Origin of the sequence: Microbacterium sp. NPDC096154 (assembly GCF_040302945.1) — a bacterium.
Classification (GTDB): Bacteria; Actinomycetota; Actinomycetes; order Actinomycetales; family Microbacteriaceae; genus Microbacterium.
In genome coordinates this window covers 104,601-119,230 of record NZ_JBEOSM010000006.1, presented here as the reverse complement: position 1 = coordinate 119,230, position 14,630 = coordinate 104,601, and the positions used below count along the sequence as shown (strand labels likewise).

At 70.6% G+C, this 14,630-nt stretch carries 13 protein-coding genes; 11 read left to right on the top strand and 2 right to left on the bottom strand.

The window, feature by feature from the left end; translation table 11 throughout:
- Positions 1-16 precede the first annotated feature (16 nt).
- Positions 17-1,552 (bottom strand): LysM peptidoglycan-binding domain-containing protein, encoded by a 1,536-nt coding sequence (locus tag ABTW64_RS10100; protein ID WP_350621948.1) that lies wholly within the window; start codon positions 1,550-1,552, stop codon positions 17-19.
- A 291-nt stretch (positions 1,553-1,843) separates the two neighbouring features.
- Here ABTW64_RS10100 and ABTW64_RS10095 point away from each other — a divergent pair, with 291 nt between their 5' ends.
- Positions 1,844-2,170 carry an Rv2175c family DNA-binding protein gene (locus tag ABTW64_RS10095; RefSeq protein WP_350622122.1) on the top strand — a complete coding sequence of 109 codons (327 nt, stop codon included), beginning with the start codon at positions 1,844-1,846 and terminating at the stop codon, positions 2,168-2,170.
- Positions 2,171-2,202: 32 nt separating this feature from the next.
- Here ABTW64_RS10095 and ABTW64_RS10090 read toward each other — a convergent pair whose 3' ends face one another.
- The gene (locus ABTW64_RS10090; RefSeq protein WP_350621946.1) at positions 2,203-3,300 is read right to left on the bottom strand and encodes a polyprenyl synthetase family protein; all 1,098 of its coding nucleotides are present in this window, start codon (positions 3,298-3,300) and stop codon (positions 2,203-2,205) included.
- 64 nt (positions 3,301-3,364) lie between these two features.
- Here ABTW64_RS10090 and ABTW64_RS10085 point away from each other — a divergent pair, with 64 nt between their 5' ends.
- The 10 genes from ABTW64_RS10085 to ABTW64_RS10040 all read left to right on the top strand — a co-directional run bounded on the left by ABTW64_RS10085 (position 3,365) and on the right by ABTW64_RS10040 (position 14,622).
- Positions 3,365-3,757, top strand: a complete 393-nt coding sequence (locus tag ABTW64_RS10085) for an SCO2097 family morphological protein (protein ID WP_350621944.1) — start codon at positions 3,365-3,367, stop codon at positions 3,755-3,757.
- A 257-nt stretch (positions 3,758-4,014) separates the two neighbouring features.
- On the top strand, positions 4,015-4,446 hold the full coding sequence (gene mraZ, locus ABTW64_RS10080; RefSeq protein WP_055991719.1) for a division/cell wall cluster transcriptional repressor MraZ: 432 nt from the start codon (positions 4,015-4,017) through the stop codon (positions 4,444-4,446).
- 126 nt (positions 4,447-4,572) lie between these two features.
- The gene (gene rsmH, locus ABTW64_RS10075; RefSeq protein WP_350621942.1) at positions 4,573-5,541 is read left to right on the top strand and encodes a 16S rRNA (cytosine(1402)-N(4))-methyltransferase RsmH; all 969 of its coding nucleotides are present in this window, start codon (positions 4,573-4,575) and stop codon (positions 5,539-5,541) included.
- Complete coding sequence (ftsL, locus tag ABTW64_RS10070) at positions 5,538-6,140, top strand: cell division protein FtsL (RefSeq protein ID WP_350621941.1); 603 nt, start codon at positions 5,538-5,540, stop codon at positions 6,138-6,140. Before rsmH ends, ftsL begins: the two co-directional genes overlap by 4 nt.
- A 110-nt stretch (positions 6,141-6,250) precedes the next feature.
- Complete coding sequence (locus ABTW64_RS10065) at positions 6,251-8,044, top strand: peptidoglycan D,D-transpeptidase FtsI family protein (RefSeq protein WP_350621939.1); 1,794 nt, start codon at positions 6,251-6,253, stop codon at positions 8,042-8,044.
- Between the two features lie 148 nt (positions 8,045-8,192).
- Positions 8,193-9,605 (top strand): UDP-N-acetylmuramoyl-tripeptide--D-alanyl-D-alanine ligase, encoded by a 1,413-nt coding sequence (locus ABTW64_RS10060; RefSeq protein ID WP_350621937.1) that lies wholly within the window; start codon positions 8,193-8,195, stop codon positions 9,603-9,605.
- Positions 9,602-10,714 carry a phospho-N-acetylmuramoyl-pentapeptide-transferase gene (gene mraY, locus ABTW64_RS10055; protein ID WP_350621935.1) on the top strand — a complete coding sequence of 371 codons (1,113 nt, stop codon included), beginning with the start codon at positions 9,602-9,604 and terminating at the stop codon, positions 10,712-10,714. Before ABTW64_RS10060 ends, mraY begins: the two co-directional genes overlap by 4 nt.
- Positions 10,711-12,249 (top strand): UDP-N-acetylmuramoyl-L-alanine--D-glutamate ligase, encoded by a 1,539-nt coding sequence (murD, locus tag ABTW64_RS10050; protein WP_350622120.1) that lies wholly within the window; start codon positions 10,711-10,713, stop codon positions 12,247-12,249. The genes mraY and murD overlap by 4 nt, the downstream gene beginning before the upstream one ends.
- The gene (gene ftsW, locus ABTW64_RS10045; RefSeq protein ID WP_502892324.1) at positions 12,239-13,546 is read left to right on the top strand and encodes a putative lipid II flippase FtsW; all 1,308 of its coding nucleotides are present in this window, start codon (positions 12,239-12,241) and stop codon (positions 13,544-13,546) included. Before murD ends, ftsW begins: the two co-directional genes overlap by 11 nt.
- The gene (locus ABTW64_RS10040) at positions 13,543-14,622 is read left to right on the top strand and encodes a UDP-N-acetylglucosamine--N-acetylmuramyl-(pentapeptide) pyrophosphoryl-undecaprenol N-acetylglucosamine transferase (RefSeq protein WP_350621931.1); all 1,080 of its coding nucleotides are present in this window, start codon (positions 13,543-13,545) and stop codon (positions 14,620-14,622) included. Before ftsW ends, ABTW64_RS10040 begins: the two co-directional genes overlap by 4 nt.
- The last annotated feature ends 8 nt before the right edge of the window (positions 14,623-14,630 follow it).

The following is a 14,630-nucleotide window of genomic DNA, read 5'->3' as shown; positions in this document are numbered from 1 at the left end:
CGACTGGCGGCGCGGATCAGCCCAGCTGCTTGAGCCAGCCGTACGCCGCGGTCTCCCACTGGCCGTACCGGTTGGGGAACGCCGAGATCTGCACCGCCTGGGCGGCGTCGGTGAACGCCATCTTCTCCCAGCCCTTGATGTCGTACAGGCCGCGGGTCTTGCCGCGGTTCGGGTTCTGCGCCCCGCCGAAGAAGACGCGCGTCGACCGCACGCGGTCGCGGATCTGCTCGGGCGTGCCCCAGCCCGCGCTCGGTCGCTGCTGGAACATGCCCAGGGAGTCGCGGTCGCCATAGTTCAGGTTGCGGATGCCCGACTCGACCATGGCGGTCGCCAGCGCGATCGCGATCGCGCGGTCTGAGGCGCCGATCTCACGCCCCACCTGGATGATGAGGCGCGCGTTCTCGGTCTGCTGCGCGTCGAGGACGGCCGAGCGCTGGATGCGCGGGTCCTCCTGCGCGGCGGCCGGGGCGGCAGCGGGCGCCGGAGCGGCGGCGGTGAGCTTCAGCTTCTGGCCGGGGTAGATGATCGCGCCCTCGGAGAGGCCGTTCGCCTTGAGGATCGTCGCCACGCTGATGCCGTTCTTGTTGGCGATGGCCCAGAGCGTGTCGCCGGCCCTGACCTCATGCGTCTTCCCGCCGACCGATGCCGGAGCGGACGCAGGGGCCGGGGCCGGTGCTGCGACGGACGCGGGAGCCGGCTTGGCCGTGGAGGTGCCGGAGAGCTTGAGCTTCTGTCCTGGGAAGATCGTGGCCACCGAGTCGAGCCCATTGGCCTTGATGACGGCGGCGACAGTGGTGCCATGCTTCTGCGCGATGCCCCATACGGTGTCGCCGGCCTTGACCGTGTAGGTGCCGGCGGTCGAGGCGGCCGGTGCCGCCGGCTTCGTCGCCGGAGCCGACGTGCCCGCGGGGGCCGCTGATGCCGCGGCGGGCTTGGCGGCCGAGCCGGAGAGCGTGAGCTTCTGTCCGGGGTAGATCAGAGCGGAGGAGCTGAGCCCGTTGGCGCGCAGCACCGCCTCCACGGTCGTGCCGTTGCGGTGCGCGATGCCCCACACGGTGTCGCCCGCCTTGACGGTGTACACCGCTGCGGACGGCGTGGGGGCCGACGCCGGGGCTGCGGCGGCCGCGGTGCGCGAGGCGCCGGGAACCAGGCGCAGCACCTGCCCCGGGTAGATCGTGCTCGACCAGCTGAGGTTGTTCCACGTCAGCACGTCGACGGTCCGCAGTCCCGCCCGGATCGCGATGCGCGTGACGGTGTCGCCGGGCTGGACGACATGCGTCGTCGGGCGCGCCGCGCTGCGCACCGACGCCTCGACCCGGGGGGTCGGCGCCGCGGCGATCGCGTTTGCCCCGCGCACCGCTCCGAAGGCGTCGGTCGGGGCCTGTCCCTCGCGCAGGCCGTCGCGCATCTTCACCTCGGCCGCCGCCGCGGGCGTCGCGCCGAGCGACAGCGCGATCGACCCCGCGATCGCCACCGGGACGGTGGTGAGCAGCGAGCGCATCGGCTGGTTGGCGCGGGCGTGGCTGGCGCGTGCGGGAAGGCGTCGGTGCACGGGTGTTCCCCTCGGAGTGGATTTCTGCCGAAATCTCGGCTCCAGAAACCGTGTCATGGAAGTGAAATCGTGTCAACCAGTGGTATCGGAAGTGGCTTGCGTTGCCACCGGTGCCAAAGAGATGCAAGTAACAGATGTTACGGGTGTGACAGGAGGGGTCCGGTCGTCGCGGGCATCGGGTGCGCCCGCGGCGCGCGGATGCCCGCGGCGGCGCACGGATGAGATAGTGGCTGGGTGACCGCGCACGACTCGCACTCCGAGAACCAGACCCCGCAGGACGCCGCCGCAGCGGTGAAGACGGATTGGCTGGCGATCCCCGACGTGGCCGAGCTGCTGGGGGAGACGCCTGGGCGCGTGCGGCGTCTGCTCGACGAACGGGCGCTCGTGGGCTCTCGACGCGATGGGGTGTTCAGGATCCCCTCCGTCTTCTTTCTCGACGGCAGCGTGCTGTCGTCGCTGCGCGGCACCGTGATCGTGCTCCAGGACGCCGGCTTCAGCGACGACGAGGCCATCGACTGGCTGCTGAGCCCCGAGGAGACCATCGGGATGGCGCCGATCGAGGCGCTGCGCTCCGGCCGCAAGGCGGAGGTGCGCCGCGTCGCGCAGACGCTCGCCTGAGCCGCGGTTCGCGGGCGTGGGGTGAAGACCCGTCAGGACCTGCGCTCGATCGCGGCGCGGGCCAGCGCTCGCAGCTCGCTCTCGGCCTCGCCGTCGAGCCGCGCCTGGGCGAGCGCACGCTCGGCCTCAGCCGCGTAGCCCGAGATCAGTTCCTCCACACGCGCCAGTGCGCCGGATGACCGGATGGTCTCACGCAGCTCCGCGACGTCGTCGGCGTCGAGCGCCGGATCTCCGAGCAGGGAGTCGATCCTGGCTCGCTCCGCCGGTGCCGCCGCGGTGCGCGCGAACGCGACCAACGCGGTGCGCTTGCCTTCGCGCAGGTCGTCTCCTGCGGGCTTGCCGGTCACCGCCTCGTCGCCGAACACGCCGAGCACGTCGTCGCGCAGCTGGAACGCCATGCCCAGGGGATGCCCGAACGCGCGCAGCGTCTCGAGCTGCGCGGCATCCGCACCCGCGAGGGCTGCGCCGATCACGAGCGGCTGCTGCACGCTGTACCGGGCCGACTTGTACGATGCGACGCGCAGGGCGCGCTCGGCATGGGCGTCGTCCTCGGCCGTGCTCCAGGCCGACTCCTCGGCGATATCGAGGAACTGCCCGACGGTCACGTCGCGGCGCATGCGCGCGTATTCCGTCCGGGCCGAGTGCGCCGCAGCGGGATCGGGCAGCGCTGCCAGCGACTCCTCGAGCAGATCGTCGCTCCACGCCACCAGCAGATCCCCCAGCAGCACCGATCCCGACCGGCCGAACGCCTCGCCGTCCCCCGCCCATCCGGCGTCGCGATGACTGGCCTGCAGGGCTCGATGCGCCGACGGATTGCCGCGTCGGGTGTCGGAGTTGTCGATCAGGTCGTCGTGCACGAGGGCGGCGGCCTGGAAGACCTCGAGTGCGGCGCATGCGCCGATCACGGCGCCCGTGTCGGGCGCGTCGGCCGGGTCGGCCCCTCGAGAGCCGCGCCAGCCCCACCAGCAGAACCGGGCCCGCAGGCGCTTGCCGCCGCGCAGGCTGGCCGCTGCCTGACGGGTGAAGAGCAGGGCTTCAGAGCCCAGCTCCTCGGCCTCCGCGAGTCGAAGCGACGTGAAGCTATCGAGTCGCTGGGAGATCGCTTCGACCAGGGGTACGGAGGGCGCCACGGGCCTAGCCTAGTTCTCCGGCTCGAAGCTAGACTGGAGCCCAGCCACACCCAAGGGGGACACGATGCCACTCTCCGAGCAGGAGCAGCGTCTGCTGGACGAGATGGAACGCCATCTCATGCAGAACGACGCAGATGTCGTGAGCGCGCCCGCTGGCGCTCAGGTGCTGAGCTATCGCAATCTCATCATCGGCGCGGTCCTCGTGCTGGCCGGCCTGGGTGCTGTGATCGCTGGGATCGCACTGTGGCGCACCAACCTTCCCCTCGGTCTCATCCTCGGCGTCGCGGGCTTCGCCGCCATGGTGGGGGGCGTCGTCCTCGCCGTGACGCCGGTCAAGGGGGGCGCCGCCGCTCCGCGTCAGGGCCGCAGCGCCACACCCTCGGGTGCGTCGCGCCAGGCGAGCTTCATGGACCGCATGAACGAGCGCTGGGATCGCCGGCAGAACGGCGACGGCTAGCCCTCCACTTCTTCCCACAAGAGCGTCGACCTTCGGGTCGGCGCTTTTTTCGTGTCCGGATCCGCCGGTGAGTCGGGTCCCGGCTGAGGAAGTCGAGGAATCTCCTCCACCGCGCTCCACCCGATACGTCCGTGAGATTTCGCGGGACACGCGCCGAACATCGAGTCAGGTATATCGGTTGAGCCCTAGACAGTGGAGAGAAGTGGAGTAAAGTGGGGGCATCCTCGGGATTGGCCGGACGAAGGGGGTGAAGGCTGATGCTGTTGGGCACTCATACCCCCAAGCTCGACGACAAAGGCCGCGTCATCCTCCCCGCGAAGTTCCGGGAGGAGCTCGCGGGCGGCGTCGTGGTCACCCGAGGTCAGGAGCGATGCCTGTACGTGTTCAGCACGGCTGAGTTCGAACAGGTCCACGAGCGGGTCCGTCAAGCCCCGCTCAGCAACAAGCAGGCGCGTGACTTCCTGCGCATGTTCCTGTCCGGAGCGAGCGCCGAGACCCCTGACGGCCAGAACCGGATCACGATCCCGCAGCACCTGCGCACGTACGCCGGGCTCGAGAAGGAACTCGTCGTGACGGGAGTCGGAGCACACGCGGAGATCTGGGACGCGGCGGCATGGAACGCGTATCTGGAGAGCAACGAAGAGAGCTACTCGGAGATGGAGCAGGAGGTGATCCCGGGACTGTTCTGAGTCGACCCCCCGGTTGCGACCCCCACCCGCGGCCCTGGCGCACTTCCCCGGTGCCAGGTCGAGCGGATGGGGATCGGAGCCGGGGGAGCGCCTCTCGGATCACCGCATCGACGGCCCCGACGCATCATGAACCTGCGCGACATCCACATCCCCGTCATGCTCGACCGCTGCGTCGAGCTGCTCGGTCCGGCCCTGCAGCAGGCCACGGCCGGCGGCAGAAGCGCCGTCTACGTCGACGGCACCCTCGGCATGGGCGGGCACTCGGAGGCGTTCCTCGAGCGCTTCCCCGAGATCCGCCAGGTGGGTCTCGACCGCGACCCCGATGCACTGCGGATCGCCGGGGAGCGCCTGGCTCCGTTCGCCGACCGCATCTCGCTGGTCCACACCGTGTACGACGGCATCGCCGAAGCGCTTGCGGCATCCGGACACGACCACGCGGACGCGATCCTGTACGACCTGGGTGTCTCGTCTCTGCAGCTCGACGAGGCGGAGCGCGGCTTCGCGTACGCGCAGGACGCCCCGCTCGACATGCGGATGGATCCGACGCAGGGTATGACCGCCGCGGACGTCGTGGCGACCTACGGCGAGGGCGACCTGCGCCGCATCTTCGAGCGATACGGCGAGGAGAAGCTCGCAGGCCGATATGCGCGAGCGATCATCGCGGCGCGACAGACCGGCGCGATCACGCGATCCGGGCAGCTCGTCGACATCCTGCAGGCGGCCACTCCGGGGGCGCTGAAGAACGCCGGTCATCCCGCCAAGCGCGTGTTCCAGGCGCTGCGCATCGAGGTGAACGGGGAGCTCGCCGCGCTCGAGCGGGCGATCCCCGCCGCGCTCGCCACGCTCGCCGTCGGCGGCCGGCTCGTCGTGCTGTCGTACCAGTCGCTCGAGGACCGCTTCGTGAAGCGGCTCTTCGCCGAGGCGACGACGTCCACGGCGCCCGCGGGGCTGCCGTTCGAGCTGCCCGAGCATGCGCCGCAGTTCCGTCTGCTGGTCAAGGGGGCCGAGCTGGCGAGCGACGAGGAAGCGGCGCGCAACCCCCGGGCCAAGCCCGTGCGCCTGCGCGCGATCGAAAGAGTGAGGGAGGCGGCATGAGTCTCGCGAACACGGCGCTGCCCGCCGTCGTCCCTGAGCCCCGACCGGAACCGGCGCGCGCCCCGCGCCGGCGGCTGCACGCTCTGCCGACGCCCTCGCCGCGACGACGGCCGAAGCTCGGCTACGCGGTCGTGGCCTTCGCCGGTGCCGTGGCGATCGCCGTGGCGCAGATGAGCCTGTCAGTGCTCACGACTCAGACGTCGTATGAGATCGCGGCCCTCGATCAGGAGCGCCGCACGGCGACCCTGCAGGCGCAGGAGCTGCGGGACGAGGTCGCGGGCCTCAGCTCGCCCCAGTACCTCGCGGCCAACGCCGCCGCACTCGGCATGGTCATCGACGCCTCGCCGAGCTTCCTCCGGCTCAGCGACGGCCGGATCATCGGCGAGGGCGCGGCGGCCGGCACGGCGTCGACCGTCGACGCCGCCCGTCGGGGCGCCGTCGCCAACGCGCTGCTGGACAAGCGTCCCCTCACGACCGACCCGGACGCCACGCTCGATGGCAAGAAGGCCGAGAAGAAGCCCGCTGCCGAGAAGGCCGAACCCGAGCCCGCGCTTCCGCCGGCGCTCACCGAGGGCCTTCCGAGTCCGACCACCCGCTGACGACTCCGGCCTTCCCGGCTCCGCCATCCGCGTATCCACCCTCCGCACACCGGCCACCCGCACACCCGCCATCCGCACCCTCGACCCGACGACCGAAGCAGGGGAGTCCGATGAATCCGATCGCGAAGCGCTCATCGCGTCGCCGCACGATGATCGCGGCGTCCGCCGTGCTGATCGTGCTGAGCGGCTTCGTCGTGCGACTGGTCGACATCCAGGTGGTGCACGCGGAGGAGCACGTCGCGGACTCGATCAGCACGGGCAACATGACGGGCAGCGAGACGCTGTACGGCGCCCGGGGGCCCATCGTCGACGCCGAGGGCGTCGTGATGGCGAGCACGACGATGCGTTACGACGTGGCGATCGACCCCACCCTGGTCGGCGACATCGAGCGCACGGCGGATGACGGCACGGAGTACGTGCAGACCTGGGACGAGCAGGCGTCGCTGATCGCGCAGATCCTCGGCATGGACGCCGCGGAGATCATGCAGATCGTGGCCAACAAGCGGGCGAACGAGCCCGAGTCGCAGTGGGCGCAATTGGCGCAGAGCGTGTCCACGGCCCAATACCAGGCGCTGCGCGATCTCGAGGTGCCGTACCTCACCTACACGTCGCAGCCGTCACGGGCCTATCCGAACGGGGCCGTGGCCGGCAACCTGATCGGCTTCGAATCGAGCGACGGCGAGGCGCTCGCGGGCATCGAGCGGATCGAGGACTCGTGCCTCGAGGCGAAGGACGGCAAGGAGACCTTCGTCCGCGGCGGCGCGAACGGCATCCGGATCCCCGGATCGGAGAAGGTCACCCCGGCGGTCGACGGCGGTGAGGTGCAGCTGACCATCGACTCGGATCTGCAGTGGTACATGGAGCAGATGATCGCCGAGGAGACCCAGAACCAGCGCGCCGTGGCGGGCACGGTGACCGTGGTCGACGTGCACACCGGCGAGATCCGGGCGGCCGCGCAGTACCCCTCCATGGACCCCAACGACGTCGCGGCCACCGATCCCGACTACCGCGGTTCGCTCATCTTCGGAACGGTCTTCGAGCCGGGGTCGACCTTCAAGCCGATCACGGCGTCGATGCTGCTCGAGGAGGGCGTCGCGACGCCCATGACCACGACGACGGCGAGGGGATTCGAGGAGTTCCCGAACGGGGCGCGCATCGGCGACTCGTTCCCGCACGGCCAGTACACCTATACGTTGGCCGGCGCGCTGATCGACTCGTCCAATGTCGCGCTGTCGAAGTTCGGCGAGCTGCTGCCCGACGAGAAGCGCTACGAGTGGCTCAAGCGCTTCGGCATCGGCGGCGGGCCGGTCGTCGGGTTCTACGGCGAGGAGAGCGGCTGGATCCGCTCACCCGACACCTGGGACAACCAGACCCACTACGCCACGACCTTCGGCCAGGGCTTCACCGCCACCGTGCCCCAGGTCATCAGCGCCTATCAGACCATCGCGAACGGCGGCGTCAAGGTGCCGCTGAGCCTGATCGCGTCGTGCACGACGCCCGACGGCGAGGTGCGCGAGGCCGAGAAGGGCGAGCCGGAGCGCATCATCAGCGAGGACACGGCCGAGCAGGTGCGCCTGATGCTCGAGAACGTCGGCTTCCAGGGGCCCGTCGCCGAGCAGATCAAGGTGCCCGGCTACAGCATCGCGGCGAAGACCGGCACGGCGCAGAAGACGAACGGGAACGGCGGCTACAAGGCCGGCCTGTACTTCACGAGCATCGTCGGCTTCGCGCCCGCCGACGATCCGCAGTACGTCGTCATGATTACTCTCGACGAACCGAAGCGGGTAACCTCGTCTGCGGCCACGGCGCCCGCCCTGCAGAAGGCGATGAACCACGTGATGAAGGAATATCGCGTCATGCCGGGGCCCACGGAGCCCGAGACCCTGCTCCCCAAGTTCAAGTGATGCGCGCCCGCCGTCGGCACGACGGGCGCGTGCGCGTCACGGAGGTACACGTCCGCATGACCGGCACCCCTTTCACGATCGCGTCCCGCACGGTCGCGTCTCGCACGATCGCGACGCGCATCATCGCGCGCATGACGGAGGACCGCGCATGATCGCGCTCTCGCTGTCGGAGATCGCCGACGTCGTCGGCGGCGAGCTGCGCCTGCACGGCGCGGACACGCCCGAGACCGTCGTGTCCGGGGCCGTCGACACCGATTCGCGCAACATGACGCCGGGCGCCATCTTCGTCGCCAAGCCGGGCGAGGCCACCGACGGACACCTGTTCGTCGGCAAGGCGGTCGAGGCCGGGGCCGTGCTCGCGCTCGTCGAACGGGCCGTCGACGAGCCCGTCACGCAGATCGTCGTGCCGGATGTCCTGCTCGCCATCGCAGACCTGGCGCGCGAGGTCGTCGCCCGCGTGCGCGCGGGCGGGGAGCTGCAGATCGTCGGCATCACGGGATCCAACGGCAAGACGACCACGAAGAACATGCTCGCGACCATCCTGCGTCCCGAGGGCGCGACGGTCGCACCGGTCGGGTCATACAACAACGCCGTCGGCGCGCCGTTGACGATGCTGCGCGTGACACACGACACGCGGTACCTGGTGTGCGAGTTCGGCGCCGACGCGCACGGGCAGATCGCGCGCCTGGCAGGGCTCGTCACGCCGGACGTGGGCGTGGTCCTGATGGTCGGAATGGCCCATGCGGGCGGCTTCGGAGGCATCGAGGCGACGGTGAAGGCCAAGTCGGAGCTCGTCGCCGCGGTGCGGCCGGGCGGTGTCGCGGTGCTGAACGCCGACGATCCTCGCGTGGCCGGGATGTCGGCGATCGCGCAGGAGCGCGGGCTCGCCGTGCGATGGTTCGGCGAGGCCGATGCCGCGGGGGTGCGCTCGTCCGACCTGCGCGTCACGGCGTCGGGCACCGACGCGACCGTGTCGATCGACGGGCGCACGCTGCCCCTGCATCTGCAGGTTCTCGGGGCGCACCATGTCAAGAACGCTCTGGCGGCGATCGCCGCCGCCACCGCGCTCGGCGTCTCGCCGCACGCGGCCGTGGAGCGCATCGGAACCGTCGAGCTGGCCGAGCGCTGGCGCATGCAGGTGATGGGCTCCGACCGTGTGCGCATCATCAACGACGCGTACAACGCCAGCCCCGACTCGATGGCGGCCGCCCTGCGCACGCTCGCGCAGATCACCGGCCCGGGCGAGCGCATGGTGGCCGTGCTGGGCGCCATGAGCGAGCTGGGGGAGTACGCGCACGAGGAGCACGCCAAGATCGGTCTGCTCGCCGTGCGCCTGCGCATCCCGCGCATCGTCGTCGTGGGGCAGGAGGCGCGCAGTCTGTACCTCGCGGCCGTCGCGGAGGGCTCCTGGAGCGACGAGGCCGTGTTCTTCGCCGACGCCGAGGAAGCCTTCGAGTACCTGAAGGGCGAACTCCGCGACGGCGACCGGGTGCTCGTGAAGTCGTCGAACTCGGCCGGGCTCCGGTTCCTCGGCGATCGTCTGGGAGAATCGTTCTCGTGAGATCACTCCTGACCGCAGCGGCGATCTCGCTGTCATTCTCGCTCTTCCTCACGCCCGTGTTCCTGCGGCTGTTCCGCCGCTGGGGCTGGGCGCAGCCGATCCGCGTGGCAAGCGCCAAGATGCTCGCTCCCGACCACGAGGTCAAGCGCGGCACTCCCACGATGGGCGGCACGATCTTCATCGTCGGCACGGTGATCGGCTACCTGATCGGGTGCTTCGCCGGGGGCAACCCGCCCACGCCGTCCGGCTGGCTCGTGATCTGGCTGATGCTGTCGTTCGGCGCGGTCGGATTCATCGACGACTTCTTGAAGGTCAAGCAGAACCACTACGACGGGCTCAGCGGCTGGCGCAAGATCGCCGGCCAGGTCATCGCCGTCGTGCCCTTCGGCATCGCGGCCCTCAACTTCGAGAACGCCTACGGAGAGTCGCCCGGCACGGGATTCGTGTCGCTGTTCCGCGACATCCCCGTGCTGTCGTTCATGGCGCTCGGCCCCGTGCTGGGCTGGTTGCTGTACCTGGCGTGGTTGTCGCTGCTGGGCACCGGCTTCTCGAACAGCGTGAACCTGACCGACGGACTCGACGGGCTGGCCGCCGGCGCGGGCGTGTTCGTGGTGGGCGCGTACAGCCTCATCGCGTTCTGGCAGTTCAACCAGGCCTGCACGCGCGTCGTCCTCGAGCCCGAGCTGCTGGGCGCCTGCTACAGCACGCGCGATCCGCTGGACCTCGCGATCGTGTCGGCGGCACTCGTCGGCGGCCTCGTGGGCTTCCTGTGGTGGAACGCGCCCAAGGCGCAGGTGTTCATGGGCGACGTGGGGTCGATGGCCATCGGCGGCGTGGTGACCGCGATGGCGGTCCTCACCCGCACCGAGCTGCTCGGCATCCTGATCGCCGGCCTGTTCGTGATCTCGTCGGGATCGGTCATCCTGCAGCGTCTGTACTTCAAGGCCACGCGCGGCAAACGGCTGTTCCTGATGAGCCCGATCCACCATCACTTCGAGATGCGCGGCTGGCCCGAGGTCACGATCGTCGCGCGGTTCTGGATCATCGCCGGCCTGCTGTCGGTCAGCGGCATCGGTCTCTTCTACGTGGAATGGCTCTCTCGCACATGACGGATCGCCTCAACGGGCTGACCAGCTGGAACGCCGACTGGAAGGGCCTGCGGGTCGCGGTGCTCGGCCTTGCGGCGACGGGGTTCTCGGTCGCGGACACGCTGACCGAGCTGGGCGCGGACGTGCTGGTGGTCACCGAGACGGCAGCCGAGGAGCACGCCAAGCTCGTGCCCGTGATCGGCGCGCGCCTGTGGCAGGGCGACCTGTCGCGCGTACCGGATGAGCTGCGCGAGTTCGCCCCCGAGGTCGTGGTGGCGTCGCCCGGCTTCCCGCCGTCGCACGCGGTGGTGTCGTGGGCGCGCGAGAGCGGCATCCCGCTCTGGGGCGACATCGAGCTCGCCTGGCGCGTGCGCGACAAGGTGCTGCGGCCCGACGGCACGCCGGCCGAGTGGGTGCTCATCACCGGCACGAACGGCAAGACCACGACCACGCGCCTCGCGGCCACCATGCTGGTCGAGGGCGGCCTGCGCGCCGCGCCGTGCGGCAACATCGGCGTGCCGATCCTCGACGCCGTGCGCGATCCGGCGGGTTTCGACGTGCTGGTGGTCGAGCTCTCCAGCCACCAGCTCTGGTACCTCGGGTTGAACGACGGACCGGGCTCGCCCGTGCCGCACGCCGCCGTGTGCCTGAACCTCGCGGACGACCACCTGCTGTGGCACGGCTCGTTCGAGGCGTACCGCGACGCGAAGGCGGTCGTGTACCGCCACACGAAGGTCGCCGCGGTCTACAACAAAGCCGACGAGCAGACCATGCACATGGTCGAGGACGCGGATGTCGTGGAGGGCGCGCGCGCGATCGGCTTCGACCTGGGGGTCCCGGGCCCGAGCGATCTCGGCGTCATCGAGGGCATCCTCGTCGACCGCGCGTTCCTCGAGGAGCGCCGCACCTCGGCGCTCGAGCTCACCACGGTGGAGGCGCTCGCGGAGCGGGGACTCGCGGCGCCGCACATCGTGGCGAACATCCTGGCGGCCGCCGCGCTCGCCCGGTCGCTCGACGTGCCCCCCGTCGCGGTGCGGACCGCCCTGGAGGGCTTCCGCCTCGACCCGCACCGCATCGAGGTCGTCGCCAGGCACCGCGGCGTGACCTGGGTGGACGACTCCAAGGCCACCAATCCGCACGCGGCGGCGTCGTCGCTGGCCGCCTACCCGGGTGCGGTGTGGATCGTGGGCGGCCAGCTGAAGGGCGTGGACATCGCCGAGCTCGTGGCCCAGCGTGGACCCGCCAGCCGTGCCGCGATCGTGATCGGCGTCGACCGCGCCGAGGTCGTCGCGGCGTTCGCGCGACACGCCCCGGGGGTGCCGGTCTTCGAGGTCGACCACGCACAGACTGAGAACGTCATGGGCCGGGCCGTCGAGCTGGCGGCCGGGGTCGCGCGAGAGGGCGACGTGGTGCTGCTGGCGCCCGCTGCCGCGTCGTTCGACCAGTTCACGGGCTACGACGACCGCGGCTCGCGATTCGCCGCCGCGGTGAGGGATTGGATCGAAGGGGGAGCGCAGCGTGAGCACGACGACGACGCGACCCCCGATGGGCGCTGATGGACGGGACCCGGGCGGCTCGTCGGGCGCTCTGACGGCCCGCGTCTCGCTGGGGCGCGTGTTCGCCCCCGTGCCGCTCGAGTTCCTGCTGGTGGCGTCGAGCGCGCTGCTGCTGACGGGCTTCGGCATCGTCATGGTCACGTCCGCGACCACAGCGACATCGCTGAGCGCGGGCAAGAGCCCGTACAACGACGGGATGCAGCAGGCGATCTTCGCTCTGCTCGGTGTGGCCGTCATGTTCGCCGCGAGCCGGCTGCCCGTGCGCTTCTTCCGGCGCATCGCGTGGGTGCTGCTGATCGTCGCCGTGCTCGTGCAGCTGCTGGTCTTCACGCCCCTGGGCTTCGAGTCGGGCGGCAACCGCAACTGGATCAACATCGGCGGGTTCTCTGCGCAGCCGTCCGAGCTGCTCAAGCTCGCGCTCGCGATCTGGGTCGCGGCGATCGTCTACCGCAAGCGCGACCTGCTGACCAGGATGATGCACGTCTACGTGCCGATCGTTCCCGTCGCGGGACTGGCGATCCTGACGGTGCTCGCAGGATCCGACCTCGGCACGTCGATGGTGCTCGTGCTGATCCTGCTCGGAACGCTGTTCTTCGGGGGAGTGCGCCTGCGATTCTTCGTTCCGCTCGTGGTGGTCGGGGCCGTCGCTGTGCTCCTGCTCGCCGTCAAGAGCCCGAACCGCATGCAGCGCATCATGAGCTTCATCGACCCGAACTGCGACTACCACGACGAGTGCTACCAGCCGCTCCACGGCATCTGGGGGCTCGCGAGCGGCGGCGTGTTCGGGGTGGGGCTCGGCAACTCGACCGAGAAGTACAGCTGGCTGCCGGCCATCGGCGACGACTACATCTTCGCGATCGTGGGCGAGGAAGTCGGCCTCATCGGCTGCGTGGTCGTGCTGGCGCTGTTCGGCGTGCTGGCCGTCGGCGCGTTCCGCGTGATCCGAGGATCGGACGACCTGTTCGTGAAAGTCGCCTCGGGTGGCATCATCGTCTGGATCCTCGGCCAGGCGCTCATCAACATCGGCGTCGTGCTGCGGGTGTTCCCGGTGCTCGGCGTGCCACTGCCGTTCATGTCTGCGGGCGGCAGCTCGTTGGTGTCAGTGCTCGCCGCCTGTGGTGTGCTGCTGGCCTTCAGCCGCTCGCTGCCGGCGCGCGCGCCGGCAGGTGCCGCTCGTAAGGCTGCCGCTGGTCGCCGCGCGAAGAGCGAGGGCACCCAGACCATCCCGCGCCGCACGACGCCGCCGGCACCGCCCGCGACGACGAGTCGGCCCCGCACGGGGAGAAAGAACAAGTGACGACGTATCTGCTCGCCGGCGGAGGCACTGCCGGACATGTGAACCCCCTGCTCGCCGTCGCCGACGGGCTTCGCCGACGTGACCCCCGCGCCGCCGTGCTGGTGCTCGGCACGCAGGAGGGCCTCGAGTCGCGTCTCGTGCCGGAACGCGGATACGAACTGCTGATCGTCGACAAGGTGCCCTTCCCGCGCCGCCCCGATCGCCAGGCCGCGGCCTTCCCCGTGCGGTTCCAGCGCGCCGTCGGACGCGTGCGCGGGTACATCCGGGATCGCGGCGTCGACGTGGTGGTGGGCTTCGGCGGCTACGCCGCCGCGCCGGCGTACGTGGCCGCGCGGCGCGAGGGGGTGCCGATCGTGGTGCACGAGGCCAATGCCCGTCCCGGGCTCGCGAACGTGCTGGGAGCCCGTCGGGCAGCCGGGGTCGGGGTGGCCTTCGCGGGCACTCCGCTTCGACACGGCGAGGTCGTCGGGATGCCGCTGCGTCCCGAGATCGTCGGCATGGATCGCGCCGCTCTGCGTCCTGAGGCCGCTGCGCATTTCGGGCTCGACCCGGCGAAGAAGACCCTGCTGGCCTTCGGCGGATCGCTCGGCGCGCTGCGCATCAACGAGGCGCTGGCGGGAGCGTGGCGGGACGTCCTGGATGCCGGCTGGCAGCTGCTGCACATCACGGGTGAGCGCTCCGACCTCGAGGATCCGGGCGTGGCGGGCTACGCCGTGCGCCGCTACGTCGACCGGATGGATCTCGCGTTCGCGGTGGCCGACCTGATCGTCTCTCGCTCCGGCGCGTCGACCGTGAGCGAGATCGCGGCCCTCGGCATCCCCGCCGTGTACGTGCCGTACGCCGTGGGCAACGGCGAGCAGCGGCTCAACGCGTCCTCGTCGATCGCGGCGGGAGCGGCCATCCTGATCGACGATGCCGCGTTCACGGCGGACCGCGTGCGATCCGACGTGCTCCCGCTGCTGCGCGACGAAGGCCGGATCGCGGCGATGGCCGCCGCCGCCGAGGCCACGGGCACGCGTCACGGCACAGAGAACGTGATCGCGATGATCGACCGGGCGCTCGGTCGCACGTCCTGACCGCCGCC

Excerpts from the sequence above, each read along its gene's own strand:
- ABTW64_RS10085 (WP_350621944.1), top strand. The coding sequence starts at position 3,365 with ATGCCACTCTCCGAGCAGGAGCAGCGTCTGCTGGACGAGATGGAACGC.
- mraZ (WP_055991719.1), top strand. The coding sequence starts at position 4,015 with ATGCTGTTGGGCACTCATACCCCCAAGCTCGACGACAAAGGCCGCGTC.
- rsmH (WP_350621942.1), top strand. The coding sequence starts at position 4,573 with ATGAACCTGCGCGACATCCACATCCCCGTCATGCTCGACCGCTGCGTC.
- ftsL (WP_350621941.1), top strand. The coding sequence starts at position 5,538 with ATGAGTCTCGCGAACACGGCGCTGCCCGCCGTCGTCCCTGAGCCCCGA.
- ABTW64_RS10065 (WP_350621939.1), top strand. The coding sequence starts at position 6,251 with ATGAATCCGATCGCGAAGCGCTCATCGCGTCGCCGCACGATGATCGCG.
- ABTW64_RS10060 (WP_350621937.1), top strand. The coding sequence starts at position 8,193 with ATGATCGCGCTCTCGCTGTCGGAGATCGCCGACGTCGTCGGCGGCGAG.
- murD (WP_350622120.1), top strand. The coding sequence starts at position 10,711 with ATGACGGATCGCCTCAACGGGCTGACCAGCTGGAACGCCGACTGGAAG.
- ftsW (WP_502892324.1), top strand. The coding sequence starts at position 12,239 with ATGGGCGCTGATGGACGGGACCCGGGCGGCTCGTCGGGCGCTCTGACG.